Consider the following 18,338-nt stretch of genomic DNA (forward strand, 5'->3'; position numbering starts at 1 on the left):
TCATGCACGGGTCCCGGCCACCGCGCCGTAGCCGCGCAAACGCTGGCCGTGATCATACAAGCAAGCACACGCCACCCGCATGATCACAAAGATGCTTTGCGCAGCTCATTATGGGCGCGCGTGAATGCACGCATGATCACGCACGGCTGCGGCGCAGGTGAACGGGGCGGCCGGGGAACATGTGCATGATCACCCCAACGTGATCACCCCAACATGATCACCCCAGCGTCCCAATGGGGGTGGTTGATTTGGCGACTTCGATAACCTGAGGTGTACCGCCACAGACCGCCGTCCGCCAGGAGACGGTGGCGTGCGCTGCCCGCTTGGAGGGAACACTGTCATGAGCGCTGCCCGGGTGGGCGTCGTCACCTTCCCCGGAACACTCGACGACCAGGACGCCGCGCGAGCCGTACGGCTGGCGGGAGCGGAGGCCGTGCCGCTGTGGCACGCCGAGCACGACCTCAAGGGAGTTGACGCGGTCTTCCTCCCCGGCGGGTTCTCCTATGGCGACTACCTGCGCTGCGGGGCCATCTCGCGGTTCTCCCCGCTGATGGACGAGCTGATCCCGGCCGCGCGAAGCGGGCTGCCGGTGCTCGGCACGTGCAACGGCTTCCAGATCCTCTGCGAGGCGCACCTGCTGCCCGGCGCCCTCACCCGCAACGAGGGCCTCCACTACGTCTGCCGCGACCAGCGCGTACGGGTGGAGAGCACGGACACGGCGTGGACGGCCGACTTCGAGAGCGGTCAGGAGATCGTCCTGCCGGTCAAGCACGGCGAGGGACGCTACGTGGCCGACGCGGAGACGCTGGCGGGCCTGGAGAGCGAGGGCCGGGTGGTCTTCCGGTACGCCGGAGGCAACCCGAACGGGTCGCTCAACGACATCGCCGGCATCACGAACGAGGCGGGGAACATCGTGGGCCTCATGCCCCACCCCGAGCACGCCGTCGAGGACCTCACCGGAGCCCCGAGCGTCGACGGCAGGGGCTTCTTCACCTCCATTCTCAAGAAGCTGGTGAACGCATGACCCTCGACAGCGTGAAGCGCGCCCAGGAGACCCCTGAGGAGCGCCAGCCGTTCGCCGAGCTCGGCATGAAGGACGAGGAGTACGAGCGGGTCCGCGAGATCCTCGGGCGGCGTCCGACCAGTTCCGAGCTGGCGATCTACTCGGTCATGTGGAGCGAGCACTGCTCCTACAAGTCGTCGAAGGTCCACCTGCGGCAGTTCGGCACGAAGGCGCCCAAGTCCGAGGCGCTGCTGGTCGGCATGGGCGAGAACGCCGGCGTGGTGGACATCGGCGACGGCTGGGCCGCCACCTTCAAGATCGAGTCGCACAACCACCCGTCGTACGTCGAGCCGCACCAGGGGGCGGCGACCGGCGTCGGCGGCATCGTCCGCGACATCATGTCCATGGGCGCCCGGCCGATCGCGGTCATGGACGCGCTGCGCTTCGGCGGAGCCACCCAGCCCGACACGCGGCGGGTGCTCCCCGGAGTGGTCGAGGGCATCAGCCACTACGGCAACTGCCTGGGCCTGCCCAACATCGGCGGCGAGGTCGTCTTCGACCCCTGCTACATCGGCAACCCGCTCGTCAACGCGCTCTGCGTGGGCCTGCTGCGCAAGGACCAGATCAAGCTGGCCACCGCGCCCGGCCCCGGCAACAAGGTCGTGCTGTTCGGCGCCCGGACCGGCGCCGACGGCATCGGCGGGGCCTCGGTGCTCGCGTCGGCGACCTTCGAGGACGAGTCGCACGCCAAGCGGCCCGCCGTACAGGTCGGCGACCCGTTCATGGAGAAGCTGCTGATCGAGTGCTGCCTGGAGCTCTACCAGGCCGACGTGGTGGTCGGCATCCAGGACCTCGGCGCGGCCGGCGTCTCGTGCGCGACGACGGAGCTCGCCGCCAAGGGCACCGGCGGGATGCAGGTCAACCTCAACCTCGTCCCGCTGCGCGACCCCACGCTGCGGCCCGAGGAGATCCTGATGAGCGAGTCGCAGGAGCGCATGATGGCGGTCGTCGCCCCCGGCGACATCCCCGCCTTCATGGCGATCTGCGAGAAGTGGGACGTCCCCGCGACGGTCATCGGCGAGGTCACCGACACCGGCAGGCTCGTGATGACGTGGGACGGCGAGACGATCGTCGACATCCCGCCGGGCACGGCCGCCGACGAGGGCCCGGTCTACGAGCGTCCCTTCCACGAGCCCGAGGGCCAGGCGGCGCTCAACGCCGACAGCCCGGCGCGGCTCCCACGCCCCGAGGACCTCCGCGCGACCCTGCTGACCCTGCTCGGCTCGCCGAACCTCGGGTCCAAGGAGTGGGTGACGTCGCAGTACGACAGGTACGTCCGGGGCAACACCGTCCTCGCCCAGCCCGCCGACGCCGGGATGCTGCGGATCTCCGAGGTCATGCCGGGGGCCGAGGAGACCACCCGGGGCATCGCGCTCGCGACCGACGGTAACGGGCGATACGCCAAGCTCGACCCCTACGCCGGGGCCCAGCTCGCGCTCGCCGAGGCGTACCGGAACGTGGCCGTGACCGGGGCGAAGCCCCTGGCCGTGACCAACTGCCTCAACTTCGGCTCGCCGGAGGACCCGGAGGTCATGTGGCAGTTCGCGGAGGCCGTGCGCGGCCTGGCGGACGCCTGCAAGACGCTGGGCGTGCCGGTGACCGGCGGCAACGTGTCGTTCTACAACCAGACCGGCGCCGTCGCGATCCACCCCACGCCGGTCGTCGGCGTGCTCGGCGTGATCGACGACGTCGCCAAGCGGGTCAGGCCGGGCTTCACCGCTCCGGAGCTGCGCGTGGTCCTCCTGGGGGACACCAAGGACGAGCTCGGCGGCTCGGAGTGGGCACATGTCGTCCACGACCACCTGGGCGGCCTACCTCCCGAGGCGGACCTGGAGGCCGAGCGCGGCCTGGCCTCCGTGCTGGTCACGGCGGCGGCGGACGGCCTGCTCGAAGGGTCGCACGACCTGTCCGACGGCGGTCTGGCGATCGCCCTGACCGAGTCGTGCCTCGCCCAGGGCGTCGGGGCGACGGTGTCCCTGCCGGGCGAGGACGCGTTCGTCGAGCTGTTCAGCGAGTCGGCCGCCCGCGCGCTGGTCTGCGTGCGTCCCGAGGCGTTCGACGCGCTGGCCGAGCTCTGCGCCCGCCACGATGTGCCGTGCTACGGCCTCGGCACCACCGGCGGCACATCGCTCACGGTCGAAGGCGTCTTCGAGATCCCCGTGGACGATCTCCGTGAGACCCACTCGGGGGCCCTGCCCGCCATCTTCGGCTGACCCCCTTCACGTCGAAGGCCCTTCCGGCACTCATCCGGAAGGGCCTTCGCGTTGCCGGGAATCAGCCCTGAAGACTTGAACCATTCCAGAAAATACCTCAAGGCACTTTCACTGCGCCTGGCCGGAAACTCCGGTCCTCGCGAAGCCCGCTTCGCTCCGCCCGCAGGGCAAGACGCCAGCCGTTCGACCAACGATCCCGGTCGGCATCAGCGGTCACAAGCGGCGGGCCGGTCTTGCCGTCGTCGCCCTTCGGGCCCTGCGGGCCGGTGGCGCCGTCCTCCCCAGTCAATGCGTGGCCGGAGGGTCGGATCGCCGGGATAATCGGCCCCCGGGGGGATGGGGCCGCGTCGGTCGACGACGCGGCGCGACACACGACTGCCCTACCCGGAGGACCCGTGCCCGACCCGAGCCCGGCGGAGCATGCTCCGAGCCGCGAGCCGTACCTCCCTCCCGCGACACAGCCGGTCCGGGCCGTCGTGTGGACCATCCACCTCGTCGTGCCGCTGCTGGGCCTGTGGCTGCTCCTGGCCCGGCCCCATCTCGACATCGAGTGGCACGACAATCTCAGCCACTTCTGGCTGATCCTCGTCGTGGCGGGGGTCAACGTCGTCCTCGGCTGGCTGATCAGCCAGGCGTCGGCCCGGCGCGGCGACGCCCGGCTGCTGCTGGTGTCCCTGGTCTTCCTCAGCAGCGCCGGGTTCTTCCTGCTCCACGGGCTGGCCACACCGGGTCTCCTCCACCCGAAGGGCACCGTCGGCTTCGACCTGTCCCAGCCGGTGGGCCTCATGATCGCGTCGGTGTTCGCCTTCATCTCGGCTCTCCCCCTGGGCAACCGGGCGGCGACAGCCGTTCTCCGATCGCAGGCCGCGCTGCGGACCGGGCTGGGCGTGGTGCTGGTCGCGTGGGGCGTCGCGTCACTCATTCCGGGGCTCACGCCGCTCAGTGAGACGACGCCGCCCGGCGGCGTGGGGCTGGGGGGCCTCTCCCTCATCGGCGTGGCGCTCTACGCGGCGTCCGCGGCGATGATGTTCCGGCTGCATCGCAGGCGTCCCGCGGCGGTGCTGATCAGCCTCATCACGGCCTACGCGCTGCTGGCCGAGGCGATGATCGCCGGGATGTCCCATTACAACTGGCATCTGTCGTGGTGGGAGTGGCATCTCCTGCTGACGCTCGCCTTCCTCTTCGTGGCGTACAGCGCCTATCTCCAGTTCCGCCGGGAAGGGGCGACCGCCGGGCTTTTCGACGGGGTGGCGCTGGCGGCGACCGTCCGCCGCATTCGGGAGGAGTACGAGGAGGCGTTGGAGGAGCTGGTCGGCCACCTGCGCCGCAGGACCGAGTCGGGCGTTCCCGTGGCCACCCGGCTGGCGGGCCGGTTCCGGCTCACCGAGGGCCAGGCGGCGGTGCTCGACCGGGCCGGGGCCGCGCTGGCCGCCGAGCGCGACCTGTCCGAACGGCTCGGCGCGCTCGTCGACGTCGGCCGCCGGACCCGCGTCGGGCTCCCCGAGCCCGACCTGCTGGCCACCGCCCTCGACCGCGTACGGCAGGCCTACGGCGACGTGCGGCTCAGCCTCATGCGCGACGGCCACCTGATCCCCTACGGCCCGCATGACCCCCAGCCGGGCCACGACGTCCGGGCGCTGGCGGAGGGGGCCGTGATCGCCGAGGACGGCCGCGTCGTCCACCCCCTGACCGTGAAGGGACGGCTCGCCGGAGCCCTGTCCGTCCCGGTGGGCGTGACGGCGCAGGACGAGGCGCTGGCGGCCACTCTGGCGGGCCAGATGTCGATCTCCCTGGAGAACGCCCGCCTCTACCAGGAGCTCGACACGCTGTTCCGGCAGTACATGTCTCCCGCCGTGGCCCGCTCCCTGCTGGCCGACCCCGGTCAGGCGGCCCTGGGCGGCAAGCTCGTCGAGGTGACGGCGCTCTTCGCCGATCTCCGGGGCTTCACCACGTTCTCGGAGCGGGTCTCCCCCGGCGAGATCGTCGAGATGCTGAACCGCTACCACACGGCGGCCGTGCCCTGCATCCTCGGCAACGACGGCACGATCGTCCAGTTCGTCGGCGACGCGCTGCTCGCGCTCTTCAACGCGCCCGTACGGCAGGGCGACCACGCCGCGAAAGCCGTACAGGCCGCGTTGGAGATGCAGGAGGCGTCCGCCGAGGTGTCGCGTCAGGTGGTGGCGGAGCAAGCCGCGGGGCTGCTCGCGGACGTGGAGTGGCCGACGTTCCGCGTCGGGGTGAATACGGGGATGGCCCTCGTCGGCAACATCGGCAGCCCGGAGTTCCGCGGGTTCAACGCGATGGGCGACGCGGTCAACGTGGCGGCCCGGCTCCAGGCGCTGGCCGAGCCCGGCACCGTGGTCATCGGCCAGGCGACCCGCGACCAGATCGGGCCGGCGAAGGTGGTGTCGCTGGGCGACCTCTCGCTGAAGGGCAAGGAGCAGACCGTCCACGCCTACCGGCTGATCACCCTCGGATGAGGCCGGCCCACCGGTAAAACTGCCTTTACCGGCGGCCCGTGGAGGGCCAACACTGGGGCACGGCATGACGGACGGCATACGCCGCTACTGGGGAGGTGCCGGGTGACCGGTTCGGAACCGGGCGAGTTCCTCGCCCTGCTGACCGCGGACGAGATCGCGGACCTGCGGGCGGCCGGGCGCACCCGCCGTTGGGATCGCGGGTCGACGGTGATGAACGAGGGCGAGACCGCCGACTGGGTGCTCGTGCTGACCTCCGGCAGGGTCAAGGTGTCCTCGCACACGGCCAGCGGGACCGAGGTCGTGCTCGCCGTACGAGGCCCGGGGGCGCTCGTCGGAGACATGTCCGCGCTTGACGGCCATCCCCGGTCGGGCACGGTGACGGCCCTGGAGCCGATCGAGGGGTTCGTCGTCCACGACTTCCCCGGCTTCCTGAAGGACCACGGCCGGGTCGCCGTGCTGCTCATGCGGCTCGTCATCGGCCGCCTGCGGGACGCGGACCGCAAACGCGTCGAGTACGGCGCGTTCGACACAGCCGGGCGGGTGGCGACCCGGCTCGTCGAGCTGGCCGAGCGGTACGGCGAGCCGGCCGAGGGCGGGGTCAAGGTGGCCCTGCCGCTCTCCCAGGACGAGCTGGCCGGCTGGACCGGCGCGTCCCGCGAGGCGGTCAGCAAGGCGCTGCGCAGCTTGAGGGATCGCGGGCTGATCGAGACCGGCCGCCGCCGGGTGATCGTTTATGACCTCGAAGGGCTCCGCAAGCGGGCCCGCTGATCCCCTCGGCCAGGAAAAATCGGGATAAAGCACAATCGACGGCATGACCGTCGCCGTCCCCCTGCGCCCCGGGTCGCCGGAATACGCCCACGCCATGAGGTACGCCTGGCGGGTCTGCTCGGTCACCGGGCTCGGCCTCGTGCTGATCGGCATCAGCTCCAGCACGCTCAACGTCGCGCTTCCCGAGGTCGTGCGGCACTTCCACGCCGGGCCGCTCGCGTCGAGCTGGATCCTGCTGTCGAACCTGCTGGTCAGCACGGCGACGCTGGTCTTCTTCGGCAGGGTCGCCGACCTGCTGGGCAGGCGGGAGATCTATCTCCTCGGGTTCGCCATCTTCACGGCGGCGTCGCTGCTCGCCGGGATCGCGCCCAACGTGGGTCTCCTCATCGTGATGCGGGCGGTCCAGGGCCTGGGAGCGGCGATGATCCTCGCCAACGGCACCGTCATCATCACCGCCGCGTTCCCGCCCGACCGGCTGAGCCAGGGGATGGGCGTCTACATGGCGACGCTGTCGGTGGCCCAGCTCGCGGGACCGACCCTCGGCGGCCTGATCGCGGGCGCGCTCGGCTGGCGCTGGATCTTCTGGATCAACGTGCCCGCCGGGCTGGTCGCGCTGGTCTGGGGCGCCTTTACGCTCCGGAAGGTGCCCAAGGGCCCCCGCGAGCCCGTGGACGCGCTCGGCAACCTCATCGTCTTCGTCGTGCTCTCGGCGGCGCTGATCGCGATCAGCCAGAGCGATCCGCTTCCCGGGCTGCTCGCCGTCGCGCTCGTTCCCGTGCTGGTGCTCGTGGAGCGGAGGGCCCGCCATCCCGTGTTGAACCTCACGCTGTTCGGCGGCCGGATGCTGATCTTCGCCAACCTCGCGTCGTTCTGCAACGCCCTGGCCCGGTCGTCGCTGATCCTGCTCGTGGGGCTCTACTTCCAGGCCGCCCGCGGGGTGGACGCCCTGACCGCCGGACTCGGCGTCCTGCCCGTCCCGATCGGGATGACGCTCGCCTCCCCGATCGCCGGCGCCCTGGGCCGCCGCGTCAGCCCCTACGCGCTGTCGGTCGGCGGGTGCGTGGCCACCGCCACGGGGCTGCTGGTGCTCGGGCTCTCGCCCGGCGCCGCCACGCCGTACTGGGTGATCGGGCTGGGGCTGTTCGTCGCCGGATGCGGCAGCGGAGCCTTCCTCACGGGCAACACCACCCAGGTCATGAGCGCGCTGCCGCCCGGGAGCCTCGGAGTCGTGAACGGCTTCCGCATCATGATCATGAATATCGGGATCGTGCTGAGCGTGGCGACGACGCTGACCGTGCTGACCAGCTCCGTGACGCCCGAGCTGCGCGGCCAGGTCTACGCCGGCACGCTCTCGCGGGTGTCCCCCGTGGCTCTTCAGGAGCTGATGAGCGGATTCCAGCGCACCTACGTGGCGCTGTTCGGCGTCGCGGTGCTCGGGGCCCTCTGCGCGGCCATGGCCTCGACACCGGACATCAGCAGGTCGAGTCCGAAGGCGTAGTAGCGCTCGACGTCGGGCTCGGGCTCGAAGGTCTTGGCGAAATCCACCATGCGCGGGAACCGGTCGGCGGGCAGCGACTCCAGCGCCAGCCGCTTCTGGCGCCGCCACTCGGCCGCCTCGCTCTCGCTCATGCGCACCGGACAGCCGGGCTGGCCGTCCACAAGCGCGATGGCCCCCTGGAGCAGGTGGGACGAGATGAAATAGCCCTCCTCCAGGGTGAATCCCGCCTGGGAAAGCAGGTCGAGGGCCACCTCGGTGGCACGGGTGAAGCTCTCCACCCCCTGTTTCTCGATCATGGGGAAGATCGAGGTCAGGCTGGGATGCCGCCGCAGCACGCGGACCAGCGCCTCGACCATCGCCCGGAGCCGGGCGTTCCAGGGTGCGGCGGGGTCGAACTCCGGCGTGACCACCTCGGCCAGCACCTGGTCGGCGACGCCCTGGAGCAGCAGGTCCTTGTTCTTGAAATGCCAGTAGAGGGCCATCGGCGTCACGCCCAGCTCCTGAGCCAGCCGCCTGATGGTGACCGCCTCGACCCCATCCGCGTCGGCCAGCCCGACGGCCTTGTCCACCACGGCCTGGCGGGTCAGCTTCTCCGCGGCTCCCATGGCCATCTCCCTCGTTTCCGTGCGGCGCTTGACAACTATACGCCGTACAAGGTCTCCTATGCATTGTACATGTACGCCGTACATGTACTCCGTACAAGAAGGAGGACCCATGACCGGAAGATGGTGGGCGCTCGTCGCGGTGGCGCTCGCGACCTTCATGACCTATCTGGACAACAACGTGGTCAACGTGGCGCTGCCGACGATCCAGCGGGACCTCGGGCTCACGATCTCGGGCCTGGAATGGATCGTGAGCGCCTACATCCTGGTGTTCGCCGGGCTGCTGCTCGTGGGCGGGCGGCTGGCCGACGTCTTCGGCCTGCGGACGGTGTTCTTCACCGGGCTCGGGATCTTCACCCTGGCGTCGGTCGCCGCCGGACTGGCCGGCGGTCAGGAGATGCTGATCGCCGCGCGGGCCGTACAGGGAGTGGGGGCCGCGCTGCTCACGCCCACGTCACTGGCCCTGCTGACGAAGATCTTTCCCGACCCGCGCGAGCGGGGGACGGCGGTCGGCATCTGGAGCGCCGTGGGAGCGCTCGCCCTCGCCATCGGCCCCCTCACTGGCGGCGTCCTCAGCGAGAACGCCGACTGGGGCTGGATCTTCCTGATCAACGCGCCCATCGGCGCCGTCACGGCGGTGATCGGGTTCCGGTCGATCCGCGCCCAGGGCGCACATGCGGCAAAGGCCGCGCGCGCCCGTCTCGACCTGCCCGGCCTCGTGACCTCGGCGCTGGCGCTGCTCGCGCTGACCTACGCCCTGATCGAGGGCGAGTCGCGCGGCTGGTCGTCGGCCCCCATCCTGGGCTCGTTCGCGCTCGCGGCCGTCGCCGCCGTCGCCTTCCTGATCATCGAGTCCCGTACGGCACAGCCGATGATCGACCTCACCCTCTTCAGGGAGCGGATCTTCAGCGGGGGCCTGCTCTCCATGGGGCTGTGGGCGTTCGGCGTGTTCGGCATCTATTTCTTCACCGCGCTCTTCCTGCAGAGCGCGCTCGGCTTCACCCCCACCCAGGCCGGCGCCGGGTTCGTACCGATGGCCCTGCTCATGGCCATGATCGCCATCGTGTCGCCACGTATCGCCGCGCGGTTCGGCAGCGCCCGGACGGTCGCGGCCGGGCTCGGCCTGATGGCCATCGCCGTCGGCGGCCTGTCGAGCGTGGGCGAGGGCGACGGCTACACCGATCTGCTTCCGTGGTTCCTGCTGTACGGCGCGGGCGCCGGGCTGCTGGTCCCCCTCACCAACCTCGTGCTCAGCGCGATGCCGTCGGCCAGAGCCGGTGTGGCGTCCGGTGTGCTCAACGTCTCGCGGGAGGTCTTCGGGCTGCTCGGCATCACGATCCTCGGCGCGATCCTCAACTCCCGCGAGAGCGTCGTCACGGGGGCTCCGCTGCACAGGTTCCTGGAGGCCTACCAGTTCACGCTCCTCGTGGCGGCCGCGATCGTCCTGGTCGGCGTCCCGGTCAGCCTCTACGCACTCCGGCAGGCCCGTACGGCGGCACCCTCAGTGGAAGGCCAAGCGGAGGCTCCGATGGCCCCGGCCGTCTCGGAGTCCCTCGCCTGACGGGCGGACGACGGCGGGCGGACGACGAGGCATCAGGCGGGCTCGGCCAGAATGAACACGTGCCGCCACGCAGACTCGACCCGGGGAAGGTCCGGGAGGCGCTCGACGCCCAGCTTCTCGACCTGGGGCAGCCGCCCTTCGAAGGCCCCGACGGCGCCGTCGGCGACGCGGGCGCGCGGGCGGTGCTCGGGGCCTACGACGCCGGCCTGACCCCGGTCAGGGACGCCGCACGCTTCGCCGTACGGCACCTGCTCGAAGAACTGGCCGCGCGGGCGCCCGGGCGGACGGTGGAGGTCCGGGTCCCGCCCTATGCGGCGGTGCAGTGCGTGGAGGGCCCCCGGCACACCCGGGGAACCCCTCCCAACGTCATCGAAACGGACCCGCGCACCTGGCTGGAGCTGGCCACCGGGCGGCTCGAGTGGTCGGATGCCATGGCGGCGGGCAGGATCTCCGCCAGCGGCGCGCGGGCCGACCTGTCCGGCTACCTGCCCCTGCTGTAAGCGGATCAGCCGTCAGGGTGCGCCGCCGAGCTTGTTCTCGACGCACCGCTGCGCCGCCTCCTGGCTGGGATAGAGCGCGGGGTCGAAGCACTCCCCGAGGTTCTTGCTCTGGTACCAGTAGTAGAGCAACACCCCGAAGATCACGGCGAGGACCAGCGTGACCACGCTCAGGACCAGGCCGATGACCGCCCGTCTCTTGTTGGAGTTCTTGGCGATCGCGACGATCCCCACGATCACGCCGGCGACCGCGACCAGCGTTCCGACGCCGCAGACGAGCAGCAGGACGAGGCTCGCGATTCCGAGCACCAGCGCCGCCGTGCCGAGCCCGCCGGCGCCCGGCGGAGGCCCCTGAGGCTGCCACGGCCCGCCCCACGGCGGCCCGGGAGGCCCGCCGGGCCCGGGCGGGGGCGGAGGCAGCGGCCCGCCGTACGGCCCTTGGCCCCCGTAGGGCCCCTGACCGCCATAAGGGCCCTGACCACCGGGACCCTGGCCGCCGTAAGGGCCTTCAGCGGGACCCTGGCCCGGCTCCTCACCCCGGCTCGGCTCCTGACCGGGTTCCCGCCCCCGGCCCCCTGGAGGCTGGTTCCCGCGGTCCTCGCCGGGCTCCTCCCGGGAGGTCATCGGGAAGATCGACCTCTGCTCGGGGTCGTCAGATGTCGCCACGGTCGTACTCCCCATCTGAAACTGGGCCCGTACCTGAATTTGGGCATGCCGGAAGGCCCAGACTCTCCCGGAAACCGGGGGCGGACCAGGCGTGACACGGCAAAGCACGGTCGATCGTTTGCCGCGACTTCTCCACCCACGGGTGCGAGCAGCATGAATGCCGAAATAGACTCAAGTACGTGTTGAAGGGCGACGGCCGTCTGGGCCATGACCTCGACCCCCAGGACCGCGCACCGCAAGACGCCTGTGGCGTCTTCGGTGTATGGGCGCCCGGGGAGGACGTTTCCAAACTCACCTACTACGGTCTGTACGCGCTGCAGCATCGCGGGCAGGAGTCCGCGGGCATCGCCGTCAGCGAGGGCAGCCGGATTCTGGTCTACAAGGACATGGGCCTGGTGGCCCAGGTGTTCGATGAGTCCATCCTCGGAACCCTGCGCGGCCACCTAGCCATCGGGCACTGCCGCTACTCCACCACCGGCTCGAGTGTGTGGGAGAACGCGCAGCCCACGCTGAGCTCCACCGAGGTCGGCGGTCTCGCGCTGGCCCACAACGGCAACCTGATCAACACCACCGAGCTGTCCGAACGGCTCGCACCGGGCACGATCAAGGCGACCACCGACACCGAGGTGCTGACGGCCCTGCTCGCGCAGGACGGCTCCCGCCCGGTCGAGGACGCGGCGGCCGAGCTGCTCCCCGAGGTCAAGGGCGCCTACTCCCTGGTGTGGATGAACGAGACCACGCTGTTCGCCGCCCGCGACCCGCAGGGAATCCGTCCCCTGGTGCTCGGCCGGCTGGAGCGCGGCTGGGTCGTCGCGTCGGAGACTGCGGCGCTCGACATCGTCGGCGCGTCCTTCATCCGCGAGATCGAGCCCGGCGAGCTCCTGACCATTGACGAGCGCGGGCTGCGGTCCCGCCGGTTCGCGGTCCCCGAGCCCAAGGGCTGTCTGTTCGAGTACGTCTACCTGGCCCGCCCGGACACCACGATCGCCGGGCGCGGTGTGCAGTCCACGCGCGTCGAGGTCGGCCGCGTGCTGGCCCGCGAGCACCCGGTGGACGCGGACCTCGTCATCCCCACGCCCGAGTCCGGCACGCCGGCCGCCATCGGCTACGCCGAGCAGAGCGGCATCCCGTACGGCCAGGGCCTGGTGAAGAACTCCTACGTCGGCCGCACGTTCATCCAGCCGTCGCAGACCATCCGGCAGCTCGGCATCCGGCTGAAGCTGAACCCGCTCCGCGAGGTCATCGAGGGCAAGCGCCTCGTCGTCGTGGACGACTCGATCGTGCGCGGCAACACCCAGCGCGCGATCGTGAAGATGCTCCGCGAGGCGGGCGCCACCGAGGTGCACGTCCGGATCTCGTCGCCGCCGGTCGCCTGGCCGTGCTTCTACGGCATCGACTTCGCGACCAGGGCCGAGCTGATCGCCGGATCCCTGTCGGTGGAGGAGATCCGCGGCTCGCTCGGCGCCGACTCCCTCGGCTACATCTCCCTCGATGGGCTGACCCGGGCCACGACGATCCAGGCCGACCGGCTCTGCCGGGCCTGCTTCGACGGCCAGTACCCGATCGCGATCGACCAGGACAGGGTCGGCAAGTACGTCCTGGAGGCCCAGCGATGACGAGTTACGCGGCCGCCGGCGTCGACATCGAGGCCGGTGATCGCGCCGTCGAGCTGATGAAGTCGCGCGTGGCGCGCTCGCGGCGGCCCGAGGTCGTCGACGACGCCAGCGGCTTCGCCGGGCTCTTCGACGCGTCGGCGTTCCTCCGCTACCGCCGCCCGCTGCTCGCCACCTCGACCGACGGCGTCGGCACCAAGGTCATGCTGGCCCAGCGGCTCGGGAAGCACGACACGATCGGCATCGACCTCGTCGGCATGGTCGTCGACGACCTCGTGGTCTGCGGGGCCGAGCCGCTGTTCATGACCGACTACATCGCCTGCGGCAAGGTGGTGCCCGAGCGCATCGCCGACATCGTGGGCGGCGTGGCCGAGGGCTGCCGTCTGGCGGGCTGCGCGCTCGTCGGCGGCGAGACCGCCGAGCACCCCGGCGCGATGGGCCCCGACGAGTACGACCTGGCCGGCGCCGGCACGGGCGTCGTCGAGGCCGACGAACTGCTGGGCCCCGACCGGGTGAGGCCGGGCGACGTCGTGCTCGGACTGGCGTCGAGCGGCATCCACTCGAACGGATACTCCCTGGTCAGGCACATCCTCAAGACCGCCGGGCTGGATCTCGGCCAGAAGCTGCCCGAGCTGTCCGGGACCCTGGGCGAGGAGCTGCTGGAGCCCACCCGCGTCTACTCCCTCGACTGTCTCGCGCTCATCCGCGAGACGGAGGTGCACGCGCTGGCCCACATCACCGGCGGCGGCCTGGCCGCCAACCTGGCGCGATCCCTTCCCGGCACGGTCGACGCCGTGCTGGACCGGGGCTCGTGGACGCCTCATCCGATCTTCGAGGTCCTGGCCGGCCACGGCCGCGTGCCGCAGGCCGAAATGGACAGGACCTTCAACCTGGGCGTGGGCATGTGCGCCATCGTCCCCTCCGAGCAGGCCGACCGGGCGACGGAGCTGCTCGCCGGGCGTGGCGTGCCCTCGTGGGTCCTCGGCGAGATCGTGCCGGGCGCGGGAGAGGCCCGGTTCCGCTGATCGGGAAAGCGGCCGATCTCAACGCGGCTTACCCGAGAGCGACGGATCGGCGACCGGCCTGTCACGGAACCGGCCCGCGGGCGGGCCACGGAGCGGGAATGCCGAAAAACGCCCCGGTGCTCGGGACGCTGAATACGACTCCGGCCACGATGACGGCACCCGGCGGGAACGGCTACCCCGCCGGGTGTCTCACCTGGCACTCAGGAACAGTTCAACGGCGCCCGGAGCGACCGTTGTCGTCATCGTCCTCGTCGTCGACGGCCGCGTAATCGGCATAGCGATCAGCCAGCTCGTCGTAAGGGTCATGCTCGTCACTGTGGCCGGAATCGTCCTCGTCCACGACTCCGAGCTCCGCGCGCAGGCGCTCAAGATCCGTTCCGCCGCTGTTGTACTTCAGCTGGCGGGCGACCTTGACCTGCTTGGCCTTGGCTCGGCCGCGCCCCATTGGCTCGACCCCCTCATGCGGGGTCGTGCCCGACCCCTCGTCGCTAACGCACCGCGCACTGACGCCACCTGACTTCAGACGTCAGTCTCTCGTTCGCCTATAACCGTACCTGTTTTGCGCGCTGCTCGGTACGTCGTACGAGCGTCGGCGGTCAGCGCCCGAGCCAAATGCCCCTCAGCCGCCCGACTTCCGACATTCTGCGCTCCGCCAGCCTATCCGCTGCGGCGCCCGGTGGGACGCCTTCCTCCTCGGCCATGTCGAAGATCTTCATGGTCGTGTCGAAGATCCGTGCCGCCCTCGCCCTGGCCCTGGCCATGTTGAAGCCCTCGATCTCGTCCGCGACCTGGATGACTCCACCCGAGTTGACCGCGTAGTCCGGGGCGTAGAGGATGCCACGCTCGGTGAGCTGCTTCTCGACGCCCGGATGCGCGAGCTGGTTGTTCGCCCCGCCGCAGACGATTTTGGCGGTCAGCCGGGCGACGGTCGCGTCGTCCAGCGCCCCGCCGAGCGCGCAGGGGGCGTAGACGTCGATGTCGGCGGCCGTCAGCGCGGCGGCGTCGGCCACGACCTGGGCCGCCGGGTGGCGCCGCCGTACGCGATCGACGGCCTGCTCGTTCACGTCGCATATCACGACTTCCGCGCCGTCCTCGATCAGGTGATCGACGAGGCGGTGGCCGACCTTGCCGACCCCCTCGACCCCGACGCGCCTGCCCTTGAGGGACGGCGTGCCGTAGACGTGCTGGGCGGCGGCCCGCATACCCTGGAACACGCCGAAGGCGGTGAGGATGGAGGAGTCGCCCGCGCCGCCGTGCGCCTCGGTGCGCCCGGTCACGTAGGAGCACTCCCGGGCGACGACGTCCATGTCCTCGCTGTAGGTGCCCACGTCACAGGCCGTGTAGTAGCGGCCGCCCAGCGACTGGACGAACCGGCCGTAGGCGCGCAGCAGGGCCTCGCTCTTGGCGGTCGCCGGATCGCCGATGATGACCGCCTTGGCGCCGCCGTGGTCGAGCCCCGCCAGGGCGTTCTTGTACGCCATGGCGCGGGAGAGGTTCAGCACGTCGGCGAGGGCGGCCTGCTCGCTCTCGTAGGGGTAGAACCGGGTGCCGCCGAGCCCCGGCCCGAGTGCCGTGCTGTAGATCGCGATGATCGCGTACAGGCCGCTGCGCTCGTCGCAGCAGAACGCGACCTGCTCGTGCCTGACGGGATGAACGGGGTTCGCGTCCTTGACTGGGCTGGGATCCTTGTGGGACAGCCCGAAGACGTCGGTCACGGTGGTGACTCCTGATCGCCTCTCACCGCCGCCTTGTTGCGGCGGTTCTCCTCCACCTTACCGACGATCCAAACAAATGATCATGAAAAATCAGGACAGCGCTGCACATGTCCCCGGAGGCATGGCACGATTCTGATGTGCTGCCTTACACCGCCTATCTCCGCGTGTACGAGCCGCTGACCGCGTTCACTCCCCGGGATCGGGCGGTGTGGGCCGGCTACGCCGAGTCGCGCGATCGGCCGCGCCGGGCCGGCGCGCTGGAGGTGGAGCACGACGAGTCCGTCCGCAGGCTGCTCTGCGTCCCTCCGGCGCCCGCCCCGGACAAGGAGAGTCACAACGCCTACCTGCGGCGGGTCGAGGACATGCTGTATGTCTGCCCGTGGCAGAGCAGGCTGCGGTCCTGGCTGGCCTTCGCCTCCTTCCGCGGGAGCATGCCGGTCAAGCTGGCCGACCGGTTCGTGCCGAAGGCGATCGCGGAGCAGACGGCCGACGACTTCGACCGCTTCAAGCGCGGCGAGCCGTCGCTGCGCACCAACATCCACACCAGCACATGGCACGTCCCGACGCCGTGGTTCGTACCGTTCGACTCCGCGGAGCGGTGGCTCGTCCTGGGCGCGGAGGGGAATGAGACCACCGAGCCGGCCGTACCCACCACGACCGCGCCGCCCAGGAACATGCTGTACGTGACGTCGATGGCCCAGGCTCGCCGCCGCGTCGCCCGCGCGCTGGTCGTCATCCGGCGGCATGTCGGCCATGTCACCATCCTGACCGAGGTCGAGGAAGTGGGCCGCTGGCTAGAGGAGTTCCACCCCCACTCGCTGGTGGAGCTGGACTACGGCGGCCTGGTGCATCTCATGAACGACGAGACCCTGCAGGGCGACCAGTCCGTCGCCGAGGTGTCCGCCGCTCTCGCGGGTTTGGACAACGGTCAGGAAGAACTTGCCTTCGCGATGTATCAGCGGGTCATCCTCCGCTGGAGATCAATACAGGCTCTGGAATTCGCAAACTGAGCGTAATCAAGACGCCCTGACCTGCAGAATTGGGTCACGGGATGTTCGATCTCACATCTACGAACTGAGTAGTTTGCCGTTTTCACTGCGATACCACGAAACGTGTCGCTAGAATCACCGAGCGTGACAACAACGCGTGGTCGAGACGTTGCGCCCAGAGGGCTCGCCAATCGCACTACGTGGCTGTATGGTCACATCGGGTGATACCGCAAATGGTCCTAGAAACCGCACGTTATGGATCATTGGGGGACATCCGTGACAAGCGCCAGACAAGTCGCAGGATCGCTGTCGCCGGTCCACACGGAGGAGAGGCCGCACAAATGTCAGCTCGTACACCCGAGGCCGAGCCACTGCTCACCCCGGCGGAGGTCGCAACCATGTTCCGCGTCGACCCCAAGACCGTTACTCGGTGGGCGAAGGCGGGCAAGTTGACGTCCATCCGCACGCTCGGCGGACACCGGCGCTACCGGGAGACCGAGGTCCGGGCGCTGCTCGCGGGGATTCCGCAGCAGCGGTCCGAGTAGGTACGGGGCGCGTCGCCGGAACTAGGGGGGAAGAACGGCGCGCTCGCGTCCGAGATGTGAGCGCGTCCACCACACACCCGTGACCGCCATGGGTCACGGGACGGTGTGGGCCGGCGCCGCCCGCCCGGCGCCTCCCCGCTACTGGTCACGCCGGTCCCGAAGCAAGGTCCCGAAGCAGGGTCCCGAGCAGGCACTCCACCTCGCGGTCATGGTCGGCCGCCACCCTCAGCAGGGCGACCATGTGATCCACCAGCAGCCGCTCCAGCTCTGCCCGGCCGATGTCGCGGTGCGCCAGCCAGTCGAGGCCCGCCGTCTCCACCGACGCGACCCACGACGTGAGCGTGATCCGGAGCACCGGCCCCGGCGCGCCGACCCGCAGCTGGTTCATGATCAGCCGGAGCAGGCGCTGCCGTACCCCGTCAACGATCTCGCCGATCTCCCCCGCCCGGTTGGCGGGGCCGCCCCTGAGCAGCGCGGCGAACCCGGCCGCGTGCTCCTCCACGAAGTCGAAGTAGCGCGCCAGCCCACGCGACAGCTTGTCGATGGGCTCGCCGCCGCCCTGAAAGCGCAGCCGGGCCTCCAGCTCCTCCGCGGCGCTGCGCAGCGCCGCCACGTAGAGCTCCTGCTTGCCACCGAAGTAGTGGTAGACGAGCGCCCTCGACGCCCCGGCGGCGGCGGCCACGTCGTCGATCGAGACATCCTCGGCGTCCTGCCTGCTGAACAGCTCCAGCGCGGCCGCGATGAGCTCCTCGCGCCGCCGGTCGACGCTGAGCCTGCGCCGCACCGGCCGCACGGTGGCCTGGTCAGGGGTCTCCTGATTGTTCTCCGCCTGGGATGTGCCACCCACACTTCGCACACTAGCGGGTCCATCCCCATGACCCCACATAGTGGTGATCATGCATGGGTTCCCGCTTGGCCCGTTGGCCTGCGTCAACTTGAATGGTGATCATGCACAGGCTCCCACACGGCTCGGCGGCCTGCGAGAACGAAAGTCGTGATCATGCATTCCCCGGGACGCCGGCGGCTCCGCTGGAGCGGCATTCGTTGCAAGATCACTCCCGAGGATCGCGCTGGCCACTGCCCAGAGAAGGGAATCCGTGCAT

Annotated in this window: 16 protein-coding genes; 11 read left to right on the forward strand and 5 right to left on the reverse strand. The window is 70.3% G+C overall.

Annotation, left to right across the window (positions count from 1 at the left end):
* Nucleotides 1-340: 340 nt before the first annotated feature.
* The 5 genes from purQ (at nucleotide 341) to ABH927_RS17005 (ending at nucleotide 8,022) form a co-directional block, all read left to right on the forward strand.
* A complete protein-coding gene (gene purQ, locus ABH927_RS16985) occupies nucleotides 341-1,024 on the forward strand; it encodes a phosphoribosylformylglycinamidine synthase subunit PurQ (RefSeq protein WP_370022578.1) in 684 nt (227 codons plus the stop codon).
* Nucleotides 1,021-3,276, forward strand: a complete 2,256-nt coding sequence (gene purL / locus ABH927_RS16990; RefSeq protein WP_370022580.1) for a phosphoribosylformylglycinamidine synthase subunit PurL — start codon at nucleotides 1,021-1,023, stop codon at nucleotides 3,274-3,276. Before purQ ends, purL begins: the two co-directional genes overlap by 4 nt.
* Nucleotides 3,277-3,671: 395 nt before the next feature.
* A complete protein-coding gene (locus ABH927_RS16995) occupies nucleotides 3,672-5,756 on the forward strand; it encodes an adenylate/guanylate cyclase domain-containing protein (RefSeq protein ID WP_370022582.1) in 2,085 nt (694 codons plus the stop codon).
* A gap of 102 nt (nucleotides 5,757-5,858) precedes the next feature.
* Nucleotides 5,859-6,524: a Crp/Fnr family transcriptional regulator gene (locus tag ABH927_RS17000; RefSeq protein WP_370022584.1), complete on the forward strand. Its 666-nt coding sequence runs from the start codon at nucleotides 5,859-5,861 to the stop codon at nucleotides 6,522-6,524.
* Between the two features lie 43 nt (nucleotides 6,525-6,567).
* On the forward strand, nucleotides 6,568-8,022 hold the full coding sequence (locus tag ABH927_RS17005; RefSeq protein WP_370022585.1) for an MFS transporter: 1,455 nt from the start codon (nucleotides 6,568-6,570) through the stop codon (nucleotides 8,020-8,022).
* On the opposite strand, the gene ABH927_RS17010 is transcribed toward ABH927_RS17005, so the two are convergent.
* A complete protein-coding gene (locus tag ABH927_RS17010; protein WP_370022587.1) occupies nucleotides 7,929-8,627 on the reverse strand; it encodes a TetR family transcriptional regulator in 699 nt (232 codons plus the stop codon). The two genes, ABH927_RS17005 and ABH927_RS17010, sit on opposite strands and share 94 nt — an antisense overlap.
* 109 nt (nucleotides 8,628-8,736) lie before the next feature.
* Between ABH927_RS17010 and ABH927_RS17015 the strand changes: the two genes are divergently transcribed.
* Complete coding sequence (locus ABH927_RS17015) at nucleotides 8,737-10,185, forward strand: MFS transporter (protein WP_370022589.1); 1,449 nt, start codon at nucleotides 8,737-8,739, stop codon at nucleotides 10,183-10,185.
* A gap of 59 nt (nucleotides 10,186-10,244) precedes the next feature.
* A complete protein-coding gene (locus tag ABH927_RS17020) occupies nucleotides 10,245-10,685 on the forward strand; it encodes a sterol carrier family protein (protein ID WP_370022591.1) in 441 nt (146 codons plus the stop codon).
* Between the two features lie 12 nt (nucleotides 10,686-10,697).
* Here the strand turns inward: ABH927_RS17020 and ABH927_RS17025 are convergent, their stop codons facing one another.
* Nucleotides 10,698-11,348, reverse strand: coding sequence for a hypothetical protein (locus ABH927_RS17025; RefSeq protein ID WP_370022592.1), 651 nt, complete (start codon nucleotides 11,346-11,348; stop codon nucleotides 10,698-10,700).
* Between the two features lie 179 nt (nucleotides 11,349-11,527).
* Between ABH927_RS17025 and purF the strand changes: the two genes are divergently transcribed.
* Nucleotides 11,528-12,964, forward strand: a complete 1,437-nt coding sequence (purF, locus tag ABH927_RS17030; RefSeq protein WP_370022593.1) for an amidophosphoribosyltransferase — start codon at nucleotides 11,528-11,530, stop codon at nucleotides 12,962-12,964.
* Nucleotides 12,961-13,986, forward strand: coding sequence for a phosphoribosylformylglycinamidine cyclo-ligase (gene purM / locus ABH927_RS17035; protein WP_370022595.1), 1,026 nt, complete (start codon nucleotides 12,961-12,963; stop codon nucleotides 13,984-13,986). The genes purF and purM overlap by 4 nt, the downstream gene beginning before the upstream one ends.
* A 211-nt stretch (nucleotides 13,987-14,197) precedes the next feature.
* On the opposite strand, the gene ABH927_RS17040 is transcribed toward purM, so the two are convergent.
* Together ABH927_RS17040 and ABH927_RS17045 are read right to left on the reverse strand one after the other, a co-directional pair.
* Nucleotides 14,198-14,431, reverse strand: a complete 234-nt coding sequence (locus ABH927_RS17040) for a DUF3073 domain-containing protein (protein WP_370022597.1) — start codon at nucleotides 14,429-14,431, stop codon at nucleotides 14,198-14,200.
* Between the two features lie 151 nt (nucleotides 14,432-14,582).
* Nucleotides 14,583-15,701 carry a Leu/Phe/Val dehydrogenase gene (locus ABH927_RS17045; protein WP_370022599.1) on the reverse strand — a complete coding sequence of 373 codons (1,119 nt, stop codon included), beginning with the start codon at nucleotides 15,699-15,701 and terminating at the stop codon, nucleotides 14,583-14,585.
* A 137-nt stretch (nucleotides 15,702-15,838) separates the two neighbouring features.
* On the opposite strand from ABH927_RS17045, the gene ABH927_RS17050 reads away from it, so the two are divergent.
* Both ABH927_RS17050 and bldC read left to right on the forward strand, forming a co-directional pair.
* On the forward strand, nucleotides 15,839-16,711 hold the full coding sequence (locus tag ABH927_RS17050; protein ID WP_370022601.1) for a hypothetical protein: 873 nt from the start codon (nucleotides 15,839-15,841) through the stop codon (nucleotides 16,709-16,711).
* Between the two features lie 320 nt (nucleotides 16,712-17,031).
* Entirely contained in the window at nucleotides 17,032-17,235 is a 204-nt protein-coding gene (bldC, locus tag ABH927_RS17055) for a developmental transcriptional regulator BldC (protein WP_013133571.1), read from the forward strand.
* Between the two features lie 145 nt (nucleotides 17,236-17,380).
* Here the strand turns inward: bldC and ABH927_RS17060 are convergent, their stop codons facing one another.
* Nucleotides 17,381-18,082, reverse strand: a complete 702-nt coding sequence (locus tag ABH927_RS17060; protein WP_370022603.1) for a TetR/AcrR family transcriptional regulator — start codon at nucleotides 18,080-18,082, stop codon at nucleotides 17,381-17,383.
* Between the last annotated feature and the right edge of the window lie 256 nt (nucleotides 18,083-18,338).

It is taken from the genome of Planotetraspora sp. GP83, assembly GCF_041262585.1.
Taxonomy (GTDB): Bacteria; Actinomycetota; Actinomycetes; order Streptosporangiales; family Streptosporangiaceae; genus JAOEGB01.